Raw genomic sequence first — 16,313 nt, forward strand, 5'->3', positions numbered from 1 at the left:
ATTAAATTATTCCCTCCCTTAAAAAGTTAAGCTTTTCTTTTAAAATTTTTCTTCCTCTTGATAATCTATTATCTACAGTAGACCTATTTATTCCTAATGCTTTTGCTATATTATTTATATTCTCATCTAGAAAATATCTCTTTATAAATATTTCTTTATCTACATCTTTTAGTTCACTTATTGCTTTTAAAATCTCTTCTCTATTCTCTTCAAGTATCACTAATTTTTCAGTATCTTTCTCTTCTATTATTATCACATCATCTATACATTCTAAACTTTTTTCTTTATATAGCTTTCTTTTATAATCTATAGCCTTATATTTTGATATAGCTATAAGCCAAGACTTAAAGTTTCCCTTCTCTTCATGAAAACTTTCAACATTGTTCCATAAAGATAAAAACACATCATTTACGCACTCTTCTATTTCACCTATATAATCATTAGAATTAAATACGCTATATACAACCTTATAGACCAAATTAGCATAGGTATCTACTGCAAATCGAAGAGCTTTAGCATCCCTATTCTTAATGTGCTTTATAAAATTTTCTTCATTTATTTTCAAATTATTCCCTCCCTAAGAAGCTTCTCATATATTAGTACGATATGTTCTATGGTTTTCTATCAAAAAAATTAAAAATAATTTTAATGCTAAAAATATTATTTAAATCATATATAAATTTATAGTAAAATATATTAGTTGGAGGTAAAACTTATGGATAAAAAATATACAATTATAATTTCTTTTGATGCTATAGACAAAAAAGACTTTGAAACACTTAAAGAAATGCCAAATTTTAAATATTTAATTCAGAATGGAGCTTATTGTTCTAATGTGGAAACAATTTACCCATCTTTAACATATCCTGCTCATACTACTATAGTTACAGGAAAATATCCTAAAAATCACGGAATTATAAACAATGTTTTATTACAACCAGAAAAAGAATGTCCAGATTGGTTTTGGTATAGAAAATATATAAAAGGTTCAACACTTTATGATTTAGCCAAAGAAAAAGGATTAAAAACTGCTGCTCTTCTATGGCCTGTTACTGCAAAAGCAAATATAGATTACAATATGCCTGAAATATTTCCAAATAGACCTTGGGAAAATCAAATACTAACTTCCTTTTGTAGTGGAAGCAAACTGTTTCAATTAATTGTTAATAATAAATTTAAGCATTTAAGAAAGGGACTATTACAACCTCATTTAGATAACTTTGTTACAGAATCCGCCTTATATTTAATAAAATATAAAAAACCTAATTTAATTCTAATACATTTGACTGATGTAGATTACTTTAAACATCATTATGGATGCAATGATAATAGAGTAAAAGAAGCTTTAAAAAGACATGACCTTCGACTTGGACAAATAATTTCTTTGTTAAATGAAAATAAAATTTTAAATAAAAGTACTATAATAGTCTTAGGTGATCATAGCTTTTTAGATGCAGATTATGTAATAAAATTAAATAAATTATTTATACAAAAGGGACTAATATCACTGGATAACAAAGGTAAAATTAAAGATTGGTCTGTATTTATGAATTATTGTGATGGTTCTGCTTATATATACCTAAAAGATAGTAAAAATATAAAATTAGGTGAAAAAGTTATTCATGAACTTAAAAATTTCTCTATTAAAAATAATAATTGCATAGCTAAAATATTAACTAAAAAAGAAGCTATAAATTGTGGAGCAGATGAAAACTGTTTCCTAATGTTAGAAGCAAAAAAAGGTTATTATTTCGTAAATTCTATATATGGCAATGCTATAGAAAAAATTGATGATAAATTTCACAAAGCTACTCATGGATATTGTCCTAAAATAAAAGATTATAATACTTTATTCTTTGTTTCTGGTCCTAAAATAAAGAAAAACTTTCAAATAAAAAGCATGCATTTAGTAGATGAAGGACCAACTATAGCCAATATAATAGGAGTAGACTTAGGTAAAGTAGATGGTAATGCTATAAATGAGATTTTTATTAAAAAATAAATAAAAGCATTTACATTTCAACTGTAAATGCTTCTTTATTATTAATTATTACTTTCTATTGGTTCATCATTCTGCCATTTACCTGTATATACTTCTCCATCTGAATAAATCAGCGTTCCTTCTCCATTTCTTAAGTCATCTTTCCATTGACCTATATATTTATCTCCATTTTCCCATACATATATTCCCCAACCATCTTTTACATCATTTTTCCATTCACCAATATAACTTTCTTCATCTGGCCATGTATATATTCCATATCCATGCTTTAGGTCATTTTCCCATAAACCAATATATTTTTCCCCTGATATCCAAGTATGTATTCCTTCTCCATGCATCATGTCTTCTTTCCATTGACCTACATACTTACTTCCATCATTATATAAATATGTACCTTCTCCATGGGCTTTGCCATCTTTTTTTTCTCCAATATATTTTCCACCATGCACATGTGGAGTATGTTCTTCATGGCTATGATGCTCTTCATTATGATTATTGCAGTTATCTTCCCCATGACAGCAATTACATCCTTTTACCTTATTTAATTCTTCTTTTAAATTTTTATTGTCTTTCATAAATATTGCTCCTTAAATTAAATTTTTTTACTATATATACATATATATATTACTATTACTTTAATAATAAAGTAAACATAAATATTACTCTTCTGTTAGGTCTACTCCAATCATGTCTAATATAAATATAACTATTGGTATACCTAATAACAATCCCCAAGTTCCCATAAAATGCTCTGATACAATAAGTATTACAAATGTAAAAAATACGGGAAGATTTGTTTTATTTGCCATAAGTTTAGGATTTAACACATAGCTTTCAAAAGCATGAATTATACCTATCATAATAATCACATAGGCAACTCTAATTATTCCTCCCATTTCAAAAGCCATTAAACAAAGAGGTATAAGGGATATTATTACTCCTGCCACTGGAATTAAACTTAATATAAATATCATAAACCCTAAAGCAATTAAGTTCTTAAATCCTATAATAGAAAGTCCTACAATAGAAATACCCGTATTTACAATTGCTATAATTATTTGCGCTTGTATAACCTTTCCAAAGGAGTTTAAAAAACTTTTACCAAAATAAGATATATATTCATAAAAAGAAGCTATTTTACTATACTTAAACTTTCTTACAAAATTTATAGCATGCTCTTTTTGAAGAACAAAAAATAAACTTAAAATTAAGGCCATAAATATATTAAATACCCATCTTCCAACATGAGTAGCCCATATAACTAAATTATTAGCTGCAATTTGTGTATACTTTTCAATATCTATTTGCTCCAATATTGGATTAATAAACTTATATTCTTCAAAATTAATATTAGATGCTTGTTGAATAAGAGCTATACTTTGATTCACAGCAATAGGTATATATTTTACAATAGCGAAGGTTAATAAAATAGCTATTAATAAATATATTATAACTGTAATTAACTTAGGCTTCACTGGAATAAATTCATTTATTTTATTTAAAATAAATGTTTGTATTGTATCCACAAAATATGCAATTAAAAATGTTAATAAAAATAGATTAAACATAGACCTTAAAAAATATAACAATACTAATAAAATAATAAAATACATAATCCTTTTCGTTGACTTTTTCTCCAAAAACTGCTTAAACATATTACTAGCCTTCTTTCCTCTACTAGAGCTTAAAATACTATAAATTATGAATTTTCATTAAACATAAGCTTTACTAATAATTTATACTAAATACACAGATAAAACAAGATTTTTTTACTTTATTTTTAAAAGATAAATTGCTAAAAATTAATAGGAAGATACATTTGTATCTTCCTGAAATTACTTACAAATGTTGTTATTTTTTTATTACCATAATATTAATGAAACATATGCAACAGAGTGTTCTGAATAATTAAATTTCAATCCACAACACTTTAGCAAATCTCCTAAGTCAATACCATAGGCTTCTGCTGAAGGTAATATAATTTCTGGATGTCTACATTTCTCCCTATCTAAATATGCACATCTCTCGCAAATTTCACAATGCCCTGCACCCATTGGAAAAATATCAATCTCTTCATATTTTTCACTAAGAAATTTAGATATTTTTCTTAAAAAATCATTATGTAAATCTCTTGCTTTAGCTAATCCTTCTTTGTCTCTCATATCTCTTACTTCTGTTATAGTTTGAAATACAACACCATTTCTAAATTTCATTATTTTCTCTTTTAGTTCCTCTATAGGCCCTACTGCTGGTGGGCACATCCAGTTGGTTCCATAATGTCCACATAGATTTTCTTCACAATACCCTCTTATTTTATCTGAAAACTTTAGTTCCTTTGGCTTAAAATATTTTGCATAAGCCGCTCCTTCATTTAAAATATCACTAACAATATTTTTAAACTTTACATCACTCACTTTATATTCATCCCCTCTAAAATATCTATATACTTATTACTCAATAAATATATATAAACTAATTCTTTTTCATTTCTTTCATAGCTTTGTATTGAATTTTTCTTACTATAATTGCTAATAAATTTCTTGGTATTATTTTAGACATAAATACTAAAAATTTATTTAAACTTCCTGGTATAACAATTCTTTTATCCTTCATAAGACCTTTATAAGCTATTTCTGCAACTTTTTTAGCACTCATAGCATTCTTTAAGTCTCCTTTACCTGCATTTTGTGAAAACTCTGTACTTGTAGTCCCTGGGCAAAGTACTGTGACAGTTATATTATATGGTTTAAATTCGTTATAAATTGCTTCAGAAAAAGAAACTACATAAGCTTTTGTTGCATAATACACTGAAATTAAAGGCCCTGGTTGATACGCACCAGTAGAAGCTACATTTAATATTTTACCACTTCTTCTCTCTACCATTTCTTTTACTACAAGTTTTGTAAGCTTAGTTAATGCAATTATATTAAGCTGTATTGTGTCAACATCCTTTTTTAAATCTGTTTCATTAAAAAAGCCACAAATTCCAACGCCTGCATTATTGACAAGTATATCTATACTCAAATTCCAATTTTTAATTTGTTCAAGCACTTCCTCCACTGAATTGGATTTTATCAAATCTATTCCTATTACTTTTATCATTACATTATAATCTTTTAATAAATTTTCAGCCAACTGTTGTAATCTATCTAATCTTCTAGCTACAAGTATAAGGTTATAACCACTTTTAGCAAATACTTTGGCTAGTTCATACCCTATTCCTGATGATGCTCCTGTTATCAATACATTTTTCCCTTTATTACTCAACAATTCTCACATCCATATTCCTATATTATTACTAGTACCAACTATATATTTTCTCTTATACTTCAATTCTATTATAATACAAGAATTCATATTTTTCTTACACATATTGTAATTAGAAATTTATATTTTAAATTAAGATAAATATTAGCTGTAATACTTTATAGTATTACAGCTATAATATACTATATATAAAATTATAATTTAAACTTATTTATGTTTTCTATCATGTTATTAGTTATATTTTTAAGTTCTTCAGATGCTTGTGCAACATTGCTAGCTTGTGAATTCATTTCTTCAATTGACGCAGATATTTCCTCTGCAGAAGCAGATACCTCCTCTGCAATAGATGAAGAATTTTCTATTTTGCATAGAATATTTTCTTTCTCTTTATTTAAATGATTAGATCCATTATTTAAATCTTGAATTTTAGGTATAATAGAATTAATAGAATTTAGAATATTTTGAAAAGAGCTCATAGAGCTATTTATAATATTAACCTGTTCTCCAATTTCTCTATCTATTTCTTCTGAAGATTTAACAATTAAATTAGTTTCATTATAAACATTTTTAATTACATTTGATATACTTTCTGCCGACTCTCTACTTTGTCCAGCCAACTTTCTAATCTCATCCGCTACTACTGCAAATCCTTTTCCACTTTCCCCCACCCTTGCTGCTTCTATAGCTGCATTTAAAGCTAATAAATTAGTTTGTTCAGAAATGCTATTAATTATGGTTGTTATTTCATTTACTTTATTGATACTATTTCCTAACACTTTTACTTTCTCTGAAAAAGTTTTAAAACTGTTATCTACTTTTTCTACAGAATTGATTAAAGTATTCATGTTTGATTTACTCTCATCAGCTGTACTTTCTATTTCTCCTGAAGTAACATTTATATTTTCAATTGAATTTATCATTATATTAAGTTCTTGTGCAAAATCATTTAAAACAGATGTTATATTTACTAAATCTTGTGCTTGATCTCCTGTTCCACTTGCTACATCATTTATAGCTAAAGCTACATTTCGAGAAGAAGCTAACATATTCTGAGATATAAAATTTAAATTCAAAGAATTATCTTCTATATTTAAAGAGTTATCTTTTACTGCTAATAGCATTCTTCTTAAAGTCTCTAAAAAGCTATTGATGATATTAGAAAGTTCTCCTATTTCGTCTTTAGAGTTTATATTTATCTTTTGAGTTAAATCTCCTCCTTGTTCAGCTAAGTTATTTAATTCTTCTTTAATTTTGTTAATAGGCTTGGATATCTTTTTGTTAAGTATTATAAAAGCTAAAATTATAGTTACACCTATGATTATTATTAAAATATTAATTAGTATTAATATTAGTTGTACTTTGCTTCTAATTATTTCTGTCTGATTTTTTGCTCTATTATTCATTTTTTCTTGAAATTGTGATATAGGCTTTTTTATTTCTTCTTTATATTCATTATATTCTTTTCCAAACATAAGCTTTCTCGCTTTATCAAACTGCTTATTTTGAGCTGCTTTAAATGCTTCCTCCTCCAATTTGACCAAATTATCTGAATTCTTTTTAGCCATTTCTAATAAATCTAATTCTTCTTTTGGTGTATTTAATTCTTTTAATCTCTCTATTACTTTGTCACGGGTTTTTGTTTCCTTAACCTCTTTCCAATAATTTGTAAAATATTCTTCCTCTCCAAATTGAACATATCGTCTAGCTTGATCAGTTAAATAATCGGAAGCTGCTGCTAAATCATTTCCTAATTGCTTTAACTCTATTTGCAAGTTTACTGTTTCACTTTGTTCATTATAACTTACATTTAAATAATAAATAATTCCTATAAGTATGACAATTAACAACATAAAAACTCTACTAATAAGCTTTAATAATTTAGATATATACATAATCTCACTTCCTTTATACTTATTTATATATAGTATATATGATTTTTTCTGATTTTTCTATATATTTATACATTTTTTCATTAATTTCTATATTTTTCCCTAAATTAATACATTAATAAAATAATTGACAAAAACATATGCTAAGTATAGAATTATATAAGTTTTTAATAAAATATATAAAAAATATTTGAGAATTATAAAGGAGATAGATATGGAGAATTTATTTGATAAATTAGGATTGAATTTGCAGTTAATTGAAGGATTAAAAAAAGAAGGTATAGAAAAGCCCACACCTATTCAAATAAGGGCAATACCATTAGCATTAGAAAATAAAGACATAATAGGAAAATCAGAAACAGGAAGCGGAAAAACTCTAGCTTATTTACTACCTTTATTTCAAAAAATAAATACTGATAAAAAAGAAATGCAAGCCATTATACTAGCTCCAACTCATGAATTAGTCATGCAAATACATAATGAAATTAAACTATTATCAAAAAATTCTGGAGTGCCTGTAACATCTTGTCCTATAATCGGTGAAGTTAATATAAAAAGGCAAATTGAAAAACTTAAAGAAAAACCTCATATAATTGTAGGTTCTACAGGAAGAATATTTGAACTTATTAAACTAAAAAAAATAAGTGCTCATACAATTAAAACTATTGTTATAGATGAAGGTGACAGACTTTTAGATATGAATAATATAACAAACGTAAAAAATGTTATAAAAACTACTCTAAGAGAAAGACAATTAATGATTTTCTCTGCTACTATTAATGAAAAAACAATAAATATAGCAAAAGATTTTATGAAAAATGCGAAAATATTGCAAATTGAAGATAATGATATGTTAAATCCAAATATTAATCATATATACTTTATTTGTGAACAAAGAGATAAAATTGAAACTCTAAGGAAATTGTTTGCAGCTTTAAAACTTGAAAGAGCTATTGTATTTTTAAATAAAAAGGATGAAATAGAAATTACTACAGCTAAACTTCAATATCATCATATTAAAGCTTATGCAATATATGGCAATGCCTCAAAAGAAGACCGTAAAAAAGCCATAGAAGGATTTAGAAATGGAAAAATCAAACTATTGATAGCCTCAGATATAGCTGCTAGAGGATTAGATATAAAAGGAGTAACCCATATAATAAATTTAGACTTACCTGAAGATCCAAAAGAATATTTACATAGAGTAGGTAGAACTGGAAGAGCCGGTAAATCTGGTACAGCCGTTTCTATAGTTACTAAAAAAGAACTTTCTTTAATAAAAAAATATGAAAAAGAACTAAATATAAAAATAGAAGAAAAACTTATATATAACGGAATTATTCATAACCTATAATGAAAAGATTGTAAAGCAACTTTTCAGATTACAGAGCACAGAGTACAGATGATGAGAATTTTTCTCCATTAACATTACGAAAAATTTTAAATTAAAGCTTTTCTGTAGTAATAACAGAAGAAAATCTTCCTTATCTGTACTCTATAATCTTTGCTCTGTCCTCTAAAAAAGGTACATCTCACTTTTTTATATTATTTCTAGCTACTAAAACCTAATTTTATAATTAGTGTTTTTTCTACTCTATCATAAATCATATCAATTTTATTTTTTAGAAATAAATTATATAAATACCCTGTAATAACCACCATAACATAAGCTCCTATTACATCCATAGGATAATGATGCCCTACATACACCCTAGAAATTCCCACTAGAATTGATAACATAGTTAATATTTTGCTAAGTATGTTATTATAAGCTTTCATCCCTAAAGCAATACTCATTGTTCCAGTAACATGATCACTAGGAAAAGAAGCATTTTCAGCATGTGGATAAAGTAAATTTACCTTACTTTGAACAAATGGTCTATTTTCAAAATATATGCTTCCAATAATAAAACTTAATATAAGATTAAATATGGTAAATATAAAGGTATTAAAAGCAACTTTCCTATATTCACCCTTATTTTTAACTATTCCTAAAATAAATATTAAAACAAGTACACTCATAAATACAATAGGTACATATTTAGATAACATTATCATGAAGCTATCTAAAAAAATATTTTTATCTGCTAAATCGTTTATTATGTAAAATAATTTCATATTCATGTTTCAGTAATCCCTTCTAAATTTTATATTTGCTATTTTTCCCAATATTTATCATATCCATTATAACTTTAAAATATTAAAATTACATTAACAACTTTTTAAATATTTTTCAATTTTACGAGCACAATATATATATATATCAATTTTTTATTATAAAGGAGGATTCCAATTATGGATAATAAAAATACTGAAAGGCAAGGTTCAAATGTATTGAATTATATAGTAAGACTTATACTAACTGCCATTGTATTAGGAATAACATCCTTTTTAACTCCTGGCTTTAGTATAGTAGGGCTTTGGTCGATGTTACTTGCTGCAGTTGTTATAACTGTAATAGATATTTTAGTTGAGAGTCTTATGGGAATGGATGCTTCTCCTTTTGGAAAAGGATTTAAAGGATTTGTAATAGCAGCCATAATAATATATTTAACTCAATTTCTAGTTCCTAATATGCAAGTATCAATAATAGGTGCTATATTAGCTGCATTAGTCATTGGAATAATAGATGCCATATTGCCTGGAAGGGTTATGTAAGTTGCCAAATGAGATTTACTTTTAAAAGTAAATCTCATTTTTAAATTTATTATTGCCATTCTAAAGTTTCTTTCACACTAAGTTCTTGCTTATCAATATAAAAATTATATAATAATCCTGCTAATATAAAAAAGCTTCCTAAAATTTTACCTGTAGATACTACATTAGAAGTAAAATAATCTATAATTATTCCTGTAACAATTTGCCCTATAAAAATAAGTAAAGTTGAATATATAGTTGGAATTTTAGGTATTACTATATTAGACGCTGCCACTACTCCTACACCAATTACTCCTCCTAGATAAACCCAAGAAGGCATATTATATAATTCTTTTAGCGTCAGATTTATCCCTTTTTGTTTGGTAAAAATCACTATTATAATTCCTAGTAATCCTACAACATAATTAATTAATGTTCCTTGAAACACTCCTATTCTTTTTGCTAAATGTGAATTTATTACCATAGATAAAATAACCATACCACCAGTTACAAATGCAATAATAATATATAGCATAACTTCCTCCTTTAATATACAATCATTACAATTATCCCTATAAACACTAGTAAAAAACCCGTTATTTTTTTACTTTTAAATTTATTAACTCTCATACCCAATAATCCAAAGTGATCTATTATACCTGAAATAATAAGCTGTCCGAGTAATCCTAAAGATAGAGTAAGAGAAGCTCCTAGTTTATTAAAAGCTATATTATTAAAAAGTACTATAAAAATTCCAATAGCTCCACCACTAAAAAAATACATTGGTAGCTTTTCTTTAAACTTTAATTTTCCCTTCCTTAAAACTAATACTGTACTTATAGAAATAAGTCCTACTAAATGAATTATTAATACAGAACTATAATCGCCCACTCCTTTTGATAAAGCACCGTTCACTGTTACCATTATGGCAATTAACACACCAATAACTACTGCACTGCACTTATACATTTATCTATTCTCCTCATTATTTATTCTAAATTCATTTCATTAAAAATATTATCACTAATTATATTTATTTAATATGACATATGTCATAATTTTAATTATATGTTTATAATAAACTATGAGGTGATAATTCTTGCAAAGAATATATGATGAAAATAAACTTAGGTATTATATAAATAAATATAATATGAATAACATTTTTCTTAATGACTTAACTAAATATATGGAATTACATTCTTTTAATAAAAACGAACATATTTGTAAATATAAAGAAAAATTAAGTTACTTTTATTTTTTAGTTCATGGAAAAGCTAATGTATATCTTTTGCTAAAAAACGGAAAATCCCTTTTATTAAGATTCTATAAACCTTTAAGTTTAATTGGTGATGTTGAATTCGTTAATGACAATTATACTAGCTCAAATATTCAAGTAGTTGAAAAGACTCTGTGCATTGGCATATCAATGGAATGTTTAAGAACACTAGCCTTAGAAGATACTAATTTTCTAACTTATATAATAAATAGCTTAGGCGATAAATTGGAAAAAAACTCAAAATCTAGTTCTATTAATCTTCTTTATCCTTTAGAAAATAGATTAGCTAGCTATCTTTTAGCTATTTCCTCACCCAAAGATAAAAGTTTAGATATAAATGGAATTTCAACATATAAATTAACTGAAATGGCAGATTTACTTGGAACTAGTTATAGACATTTACTAAGAACCATAGATAAATTTTGTAAACAAAATATTATAAAGAAATATAAAAATTCAATAATAATACTAGATATTAATCAATTAGAACAACTAGCTGGAGATATATATGAATAACTTTTTAATGAAGTTCTTTTAAAATTTTGTAGGTGTGCCTATAAAACTATTAGCTTTTTCTAAAACTTGTATATAAATATCATCTAGCAAGGCTCTTGCTAATTCATAACCTGTCCACTTATACTCTGCTATTTCCTCTTCTTGTAAATGTATTTCTCCATTTTTTATTTTTGCTAAAAAAAATATTATTTCTTTTTCTATATTTTCAAAAGGAGAGTAATTTATATTCATTCTAAAATTATCACATATTTCTATATTAAGCCCTGTTTCTTCAAACACTTCTCTTTTGGCTGTTTCTTTTTCATTTTCGCCTTCTTCAACATGTCCCTTTGCAAAACCCCAATGACCTCTATTTCTACTTTTAACTATTAGAAACTCAATCTTTTTATTCACTTTTCTATAAATTACAGCTCCACAAGACTTTTCATAATTCATTGTAAAATTCTCCTTTTATGCATTATATTATATATATTTTGAATAGATATATTCTACCTTACTTAATCTTCCATGTAAATAAAAATATTATTTCCTCCTAAGATGGGTATAAGAGTTTTATCTTTTATATTAATTAAAAAGTTTTATTATTTTATGGTATCATAATATATGTGAAATCTTAAAGAATTAATGTAAATTATTAAAGTACTGCGAGGTTTTTAAATGGATAAAGCTTTATTTATTACAGAAAAGCCCTCTGTGGCTATGGAATATGTTAAACTTTTAAAAATAAAAGGAATAAAAAAGGATGGATATATAGAATCAGATACTGCTATATTTACTTGGTGTGTAGGTCACATGGTAACAATGAGTTATCCAGAAGCCTATGATCCAACTCTTAAAAAATGGTCTTTAGACACTTTACCTTTCTTACCTAAAGAATATAAGTATGAAGTTATTCCTTCAGTTTCAAAACAGTTTAATATAGTAAAAACTTTACTTAAAAGAACAGATATAAGTAAAATATATGTGTGCACAGACTCAGGAAGAGAAGGAGAATATATCTATAGACTTGTAGATAAAATGGTGGGAGTAGAGAAAAAAGAGAAAAAAAGAGTTTGGATTGACTCTCAAACAGAAGATGAGATAAAAAGAGGTATAAAAGAAGCAAGGGACCTTTCTGAATATGATTCTTTATCAGATTCAGCATATTTAAGGGCAAAAGAAGATTATCTTTTAGGAATTAATTTTTCTAGACTTTTAACTCTTAAATATAGCAAATCTGTGGCAAATGCTATTTGCGATGATAGAGTTGTAATTGCAGTAGGAAGAGTTATGAGCTGTGTTTTAGGTATGATTGTAGATAGAGAAAGAGAATTTAGAAATTTTGTAAAAACTCCTTTTTATAAAATAATAGGAAGCTTTGATGGAAATTCTCACGGTGAATTTGAAGAAGAAATGATTTATGATGGAGAGTGGAAGGCTGTAGAAGGTTCTAAATATGCTTCTTCTCCTCTACTATATAATGAGGGAGGATTTAAAAAAAGAGAAGATGCTGAAAAATTCGTAGAAATCATAGGCGAAAAAATTTTTGAAGAAGACCCAATTATTAAAAATATAAAAAAGACTGTAGAAAATAAAAATGCTCCTTTACTATTTAATCTAGCTGAACTCCAAAATGAATGTTCTAAAAAATTTAAAATAAGTCCAGAAGAAACTTTAAATAAGATTCAATCTCTATACGAGAAAAAATTATTAACTTATCCAAGAACAGATGCTAGAGTTTTATCAAAAGCTGTAGCCAAAGAAATACATAAAAATATAAATAAACTTATAAATTACAATGATGAAGAAATAAAAGATATATGCCAAACTATATTAAACAACAAATGGTACTTAAATTTAGAGAAAACTAAATATGTAAATGACAGTAAAATAACAGACCATTATGCTATTATTCCTACTGGAGAAGGACTTCAAAACTATGACAGTCTCTCAGATTTAGAACAAAAAGTGTATATCTTAGTTTTAAGAAGATTTTTATCTATATTTTATCCAGCAGCTAAATACAATAAAATATCTATTACTTCACAAGTAGGTGGCGAAAACTTTTTCACTACAAATAAAGTCTGTGTTGAAGAAGGTTATCTTAAAGTATTAAAAGACTATAAAAAAAATACAGAAGATAAAAACTTAAAATTTTTAAATAATCTAAAAAAAGGCCAAATAATAGACGTTGTAGATATGGAAATAAAGGAAGGTGAAACCTCCCCACCTAAAAGATATACTTCAGGTTCTATAATTATAGCTATGGAAAATGCAGGTAAACTTATTGAAGATGAAGAACTGAGGGAACAAATAAAAGGGGCTGGTATTGGTACATCAGCTACTAGGGCTGAAATATTAAAAAAACTAGAAAAGATAGAATACATTAGTTTAGATAAAAAAACCCAGGTTATAACTCCAACTCAAAAGGGCGAGATGATATATGAAGTTATAAAAAATTCTATACCTACATTACTTAATCCTACCCTTACTGCTAGTTGGGAAAAAGGGTTAAATATGGTTTATTCTAAAGAAATATCTCCAGATATATTTATGAAAAAATTGGAAAACTATACTGAAAGCAATGTCAAAAAAGTTATAAAAATTTCCAACTTTGAAAATATAAATAACTCTTTTAAAAAGGTTAAAGATAAAAATAAAAATGTAATTAAAAGTTCTAAAACATCTAAAAAGAATAATAATTTAAATAATAAAAAATATACTAGAGAATCTCTCGGTATGTGCCCTATATGTAAAGCAGGGGATATTGTAGAAAACAGTAAAGGTTATGGTTGTAACAATTGGCAAAGTGGATGCAAATTCTTCCTGAGTCAAATTTGTGGCAAAAAAATTCCCCTTCCTCAAATCAAAAAATTAATTAATGAAGGACAAACGGATACTATAGAAGGCTTTAAATCTAAATCTGGAAAAGAATTTAATGCCAAACTTATAATAAAGAATCAACGAATTCAATTTTCCTTTGTTTCAAAATAAAAAAAGTGCATTGCACTTTTTTTATAATTTATTTATAAAATTCATTATTCCATTTGCTATAGCTTGTGCCATTTTGTCCTGGAAACTATTGCTATTTAAGAGTTTTTCCTCATTAACATTACTTATAAATCCAGTTTCCACAAGAACAGCTGGAGCAATTGTATTTTTTAAAACATAAAAGTTTGCAGTTTTTATTCCTCTATTTGTTAAACCTGTAGCATTTATAATTGATTGTTGTATAGATTGTGCTAAACTTTTACCTGCACCACTTTCATAAGTATAATAATAAGTTTCCGCACCATTAGCAGAAGATGCACTAGCACTATTGGTATGTATTGATACAAAATAGTCTACATTAGCATTATTAGCTATATAACAGCGTTTTTGAAGATCCTGTGCTACATTAGCTGGCCAAGATACACTATCACTAGTTCTTGTATATACAATTTCTATTCCCTTTTCTTTAAGAATCTTTCCAGTTTTTAATGCTATTGCTAAAGTTATATTCTTTTCCATAACTCCTGTGGAACCTACTGCTCCAGAATCATATCCTCCATGTCCTGGATCTAAGCACACTCTTATTATTCCTCCATTTATAATTTTCTGAACTAATACATTCGATATTACCCCTGTACCACCTAATACACTTATAGTAGATATATTTTCTATATTAGATTTGATTATAGAGTCTTTTGTATTAAAAGAATTACTTACTAAAACTATAGGTGACCCTGTTTTTCCTGCTGACGCTGCTCCTGACAATGCATCTGCATAGGAGTTAGCATTAGCCAAATATGTATTATTAAAATTTATATTACTTATAAACTCATTTATAATTGATAAATTAGTCTCATATCTATCTCTGCCGCCTAACCTTTTATAATCATTAATTCCATTTATAACATTTTCGCTTACAGAAGCCTGCCCACCAACAATATAATATTTATTTCTATTATTATTATAAATAAAATTTTTAACTTTCTCTGGTAGATATTTAGAAGCTGTAAGAAGTATAGGCATATTTCTTAAAGAAGCTATAGCAGCTGCTGATACAGCATCTGGGAAGTTATCTCCTGATGCAATAAAAGCTCCATTATTTGTTCCTATAATTTCTGCTATTTTTATACTGGTTTCATATCTATCTTTTCCATATATTCTATTACATGCTATCCCTGCATCAATCAATTGTTTTTCTACTTTCTCAGATATTACACCAGGACCTCCTATTATAAATGCAGTATTAGATCCTAATCTATTTATCTCATCCATCATCTTGCTATTTATACTATCATTCTCTGTTAGTAAAATAGGTGCATTATACTTTTTTGATAATGGTGCTGCACTAAGAGCATCTGGAAAATTTTCTCCTGAAACTAAAATAAAATAATTTGACTTCTCCCAATTATTTCGAGATATACTTATTGAAGTTTCATATCTGTTGCTTCCACCAAATCTTTCAATTTCAGGTGATGCTGCTACTTTTGTTGTAAATGTAAAAATTGTGGATAAAAAGCATACAATAAATAGTACTAATTTCTTTCCCCTTGTCATCAATGTTCACTCCTTATAATCTTGTACTAATAATTCTAACATATATTTAAATAATATGTTTATGTTAATTATTGGAATTTATAGCCATATACTTTATAGTTTTCACTTAACATTTATCTTAAAAACAATACATTCAAATAAATTCTTATAATAAAACAATAGAGCATTAATTTATAAAAATCAACACTCTATTGTTTTA

The 16,313-nt window shown here is 26.4% G+C and carries 16 protein-coding genes; 5 read left to right on the top strand and 11 right to left on the bottom strand.

Annotated features, from left to right (window positions below; translation table 11 throughout):
• Window position 1 precedes the first annotated feature (1 nt).
• The gene (locus J2Z24_RS17245; RefSeq protein ID WP_035149434.1) at window positions 2-565 is read right to left on the bottom strand and encodes a sigma-70 family RNA polymerase sigma factor; all 564 of its coding nucleotides are present in this window, start codon (window positions 563-565) and stop codon (window positions 2-4) included.
• A 150-nt stretch (window positions 566-715) separates the two neighbouring features.
• On the opposite strand from J2Z24_RS17245, the gene J2Z24_RS17250 reads away from it, so the two are divergent.
• Window positions 716-2,002 (top strand): alkaline phosphatase family protein, encoded by a 1,287-nt coding sequence (locus J2Z24_RS17250; protein ID WP_111947797.1) that lies wholly within the window; start codon window positions 716-718, stop codon window positions 2,000-2,002.
• Between the two features lie 41 nt (window positions 2,003-2,043).
• Here the strand turns inward: J2Z24_RS17250 and J2Z24_RS17255 are convergent, their stop codons facing one another.
• From J2Z24_RS17255 to J2Z24_RS17275, 5 genes are all read right to left on the bottom strand, one after another.
• Window positions 2,044-2,577, bottom strand: a complete 534-nt coding sequence (locus tag J2Z24_RS17255; RefSeq protein ID WP_085059111.1) for an MORN repeat-containing protein — start codon at window positions 2,575-2,577, stop codon at window positions 2,044-2,046.
• Window positions 2,578-2,661: 84 nt separating this feature from the next.
• The gene (locus tag J2Z24_RS17260) at window positions 2,662-3,657 is read right to left on the bottom strand and encodes an AI-2E family transporter (RefSeq protein WP_035149427.1); all 996 of its coding nucleotides are present in this window, start codon (window positions 3,655-3,657) and stop codon (window positions 2,662-2,664) included.
• Window positions 3,658-3,864: 207 nt separating this feature from the next.
• Window positions 3,865-4,416, bottom strand: a complete 552-nt coding sequence (locus tag J2Z24_RS17265) for a DUF2284 domain-containing protein (RefSeq protein ID WP_035149424.1) — start codon at window positions 4,414-4,416, stop codon at window positions 3,865-3,867.
• A gap of 58 nt (window positions 4,417-4,474) precedes the next feature.
• Entirely contained in the window at window positions 4,475-5,272 is a 798-nt protein-coding gene (locus J2Z24_RS17270) for an SDR family NAD(P)-dependent oxidoreductase (protein WP_035149422.1), read from the bottom strand.
• A gap of 191 nt (window positions 5,273-5,463) precedes the next feature.
• On the bottom strand, window positions 5,464-7,161 hold the full coding sequence (locus J2Z24_RS17275; RefSeq protein WP_051593343.1) for a methyl-accepting chemotaxis protein: 1,698 nt from the start codon (window positions 7,159-7,161) through the stop codon (window positions 5,464-5,466).
• A 211-nt stretch (window positions 7,162-7,372) separates the two neighbouring features.
• Between J2Z24_RS17275 and J2Z24_RS17280 the strand changes: the two genes are divergently transcribed.
• On the top strand, window positions 7,373-8,512 hold the full coding sequence (locus J2Z24_RS17280; RefSeq protein ID WP_035149419.1) for a DEAD/DEAH box helicase: 1,140 nt from the start codon (window positions 7,373-7,375) through the stop codon (window positions 8,510-8,512).
• Between the two features lie 197 nt (window positions 8,513-8,709).
• Here J2Z24_RS17280 and J2Z24_RS17285 read toward each other — a convergent pair whose 3' ends face one another.
• Complete coding sequence (locus tag J2Z24_RS17285; protein WP_035149417.1) at window positions 8,710-9,282, bottom strand: phosphatase PAP2 family protein; 573 nt, start codon at window positions 9,280-9,282, stop codon at window positions 8,710-8,712.
• A 171-nt stretch (window positions 9,283-9,453) separates the two neighbouring features.
• On the opposite strand from J2Z24_RS17285, the gene J2Z24_RS17290 reads away from it, so the two are divergent.
• Window positions 9,454-9,816: a phage holin family protein gene (locus J2Z24_RS17290; protein ID WP_035149414.1), complete on the top strand. Its 363-nt coding sequence runs from the start codon at window positions 9,454-9,456 to the stop codon at window positions 9,814-9,816.
• A 49-nt stretch (window positions 9,817-9,865) separates the two neighbouring features.
• On the opposite strand, the gene J2Z24_RS17295 is transcribed toward J2Z24_RS17290, so the two are convergent.
• Window positions 9,866-10,330, bottom strand: coding sequence for a DMT family transporter (locus tag J2Z24_RS17295; protein WP_035149411.1), 465 nt, complete (start codon window positions 10,328-10,330; stop codon window positions 9,866-9,868).
• Window positions 10,331-10,341: 11 nt separating this feature from the next.
• Window positions 10,342-10,764: a DMT family transporter gene (locus J2Z24_RS17300; RefSeq protein ID WP_035149408.1), complete on the bottom strand. Its 423-nt coding sequence runs from the start codon at window positions 10,762-10,764 to the stop codon at window positions 10,342-10,344.
• 130 nt (window positions 10,765-10,894) lie between these two features.
• Here J2Z24_RS17300 and J2Z24_RS17305 point away from each other — a divergent pair, with 130 nt between their 5' ends.
• Window positions 10,895-11,590: a cyclic nucleotide-binding domain-containing protein gene (locus J2Z24_RS17305; RefSeq protein ID WP_035149405.1), complete on the top strand. Its 696-nt coding sequence runs from the start codon at window positions 10,895-10,897 to the stop codon at window positions 11,588-11,590.
• Window positions 11,591-11,608: 18 nt separating this feature from the next.
• On the opposite strand, the gene J2Z24_RS17310 is transcribed toward J2Z24_RS17305, so the two are convergent.
• Entirely contained in the window at window positions 11,609-12,025 is a 417-nt protein-coding gene (locus tag J2Z24_RS17310; RefSeq protein WP_035149402.1) for a bis(5'-nucleosyl)-tetraphosphatase, read from the bottom strand.
• Window positions 12,026-12,247: 222 nt separating this feature from the next.
• On the opposite strand from J2Z24_RS17310, the gene J2Z24_RS17315 reads away from it, so the two are divergent.
• A complete protein-coding gene (locus tag J2Z24_RS17315) occupies window positions 12,248-14,563 on the top strand; it encodes a type IA DNA topoisomerase (protein ID WP_035149399.1) in 2,316 nt (771 codons plus the stop codon).
• A 21-nt stretch (window positions 14,564-14,584) separates the two neighbouring features.
• Here J2Z24_RS17315 and J2Z24_RS17320 read toward each other — a convergent pair whose 3' ends face one another.
• Window positions 14,585-16,114, bottom strand: coding sequence for an N-acetylmuramoyl-L-alanine amidase (locus J2Z24_RS17320; RefSeq protein ID WP_035149396.1), 1,530 nt, complete (start codon window positions 16,112-16,114; stop codon window positions 14,585-14,587).
• Window positions 16,115-16,313 lie beyond the last annotated feature (199 nt).

Origin of the sequence: Clostridium tetanomorphum (assembly GCF_017873215.1) — a bacterium.
GTDB classification, from domain to species: domain Bacteria; phylum Bacillota; class Clostridia; order Clostridiales; family Clostridiaceae; genus Clostridium_AO; species Clostridium_AO tetanomorphum.

Coding starts and splice junctions, on each gene's coding strand:
- J2Z24_RS17250 (WP_111947797.1), top strand. CDS start 716: ATGGATAAAAAATATACAATTATAATTTCTTTTGATGCTATAGACAAA.
- J2Z24_RS17255 (WP_085059111.1), bottom strand. CDS start 2,577: ATGAAAGACAATAAAAATTTAAAAGAAGAATTAAATAAGGTAAAAGGA.
- J2Z24_RS17260 (WP_035149427.1), bottom strand. CDS start 3,657: ATGTTTAAGCAGTTTTTGGAGAAAAAGTCAACGAAAAGGATTATGTAT.
- J2Z24_RS17275 (WP_051593343.1), bottom strand. CDS start 7,161: ATGTATATATCTAAATTATTAAAGCTTATTAGTAGAGTTTTTATGTTG.
- J2Z24_RS17280 (WP_035149419.1), top strand. CDS start 7,373: ATGGAGAATTTATTTGATAAATTAGGATTGAATTTGCAGTTAATTGAA.
- J2Z24_RS17285 (WP_035149417.1), bottom strand. CDS start 9,282: ATGAATATGAAATTATTTTACATAATAAACGATTTAGCAGATAAAAAT.
- J2Z24_RS17290 (WP_035149414.1), top strand. CDS start 9,454: ATGGATAATAAAAATACTGAAAGGCAAGGTTCAAATGTATTGAATTAT.
- J2Z24_RS17295 (WP_035149411.1), bottom strand. CDS start 10,330: ATGCTATATATTATTATTGCATTTGTAACTGGTGGTATGGTTATTTTA.
- J2Z24_RS17300 (WP_035149408.1), bottom strand. CDS start 10,764: ATGTATAAGTGCAGTGCAGTAGTTATTGGTGTGTTAATTGCCATAATG.
- J2Z24_RS17310 (WP_035149402.1), bottom strand. CDS start 12,025: ATGAATTATGAAAAGTCTTGTGGAGCTGTAATTTATAGAAAAGTGAAT.
- J2Z24_RS17315 (WP_035149399.1), top strand. CDS start 12,248: ATGGATAAAGCTTTATTTATTACAGAAAAGCCCTCTGTGGCTATGGAA.
- J2Z24_RS17320 (WP_035149396.1), bottom strand. CDS start 16,114: ATGACAAGGGGAAAGAAATTAGTACTATTTATTGTATGCTTTTTATCC.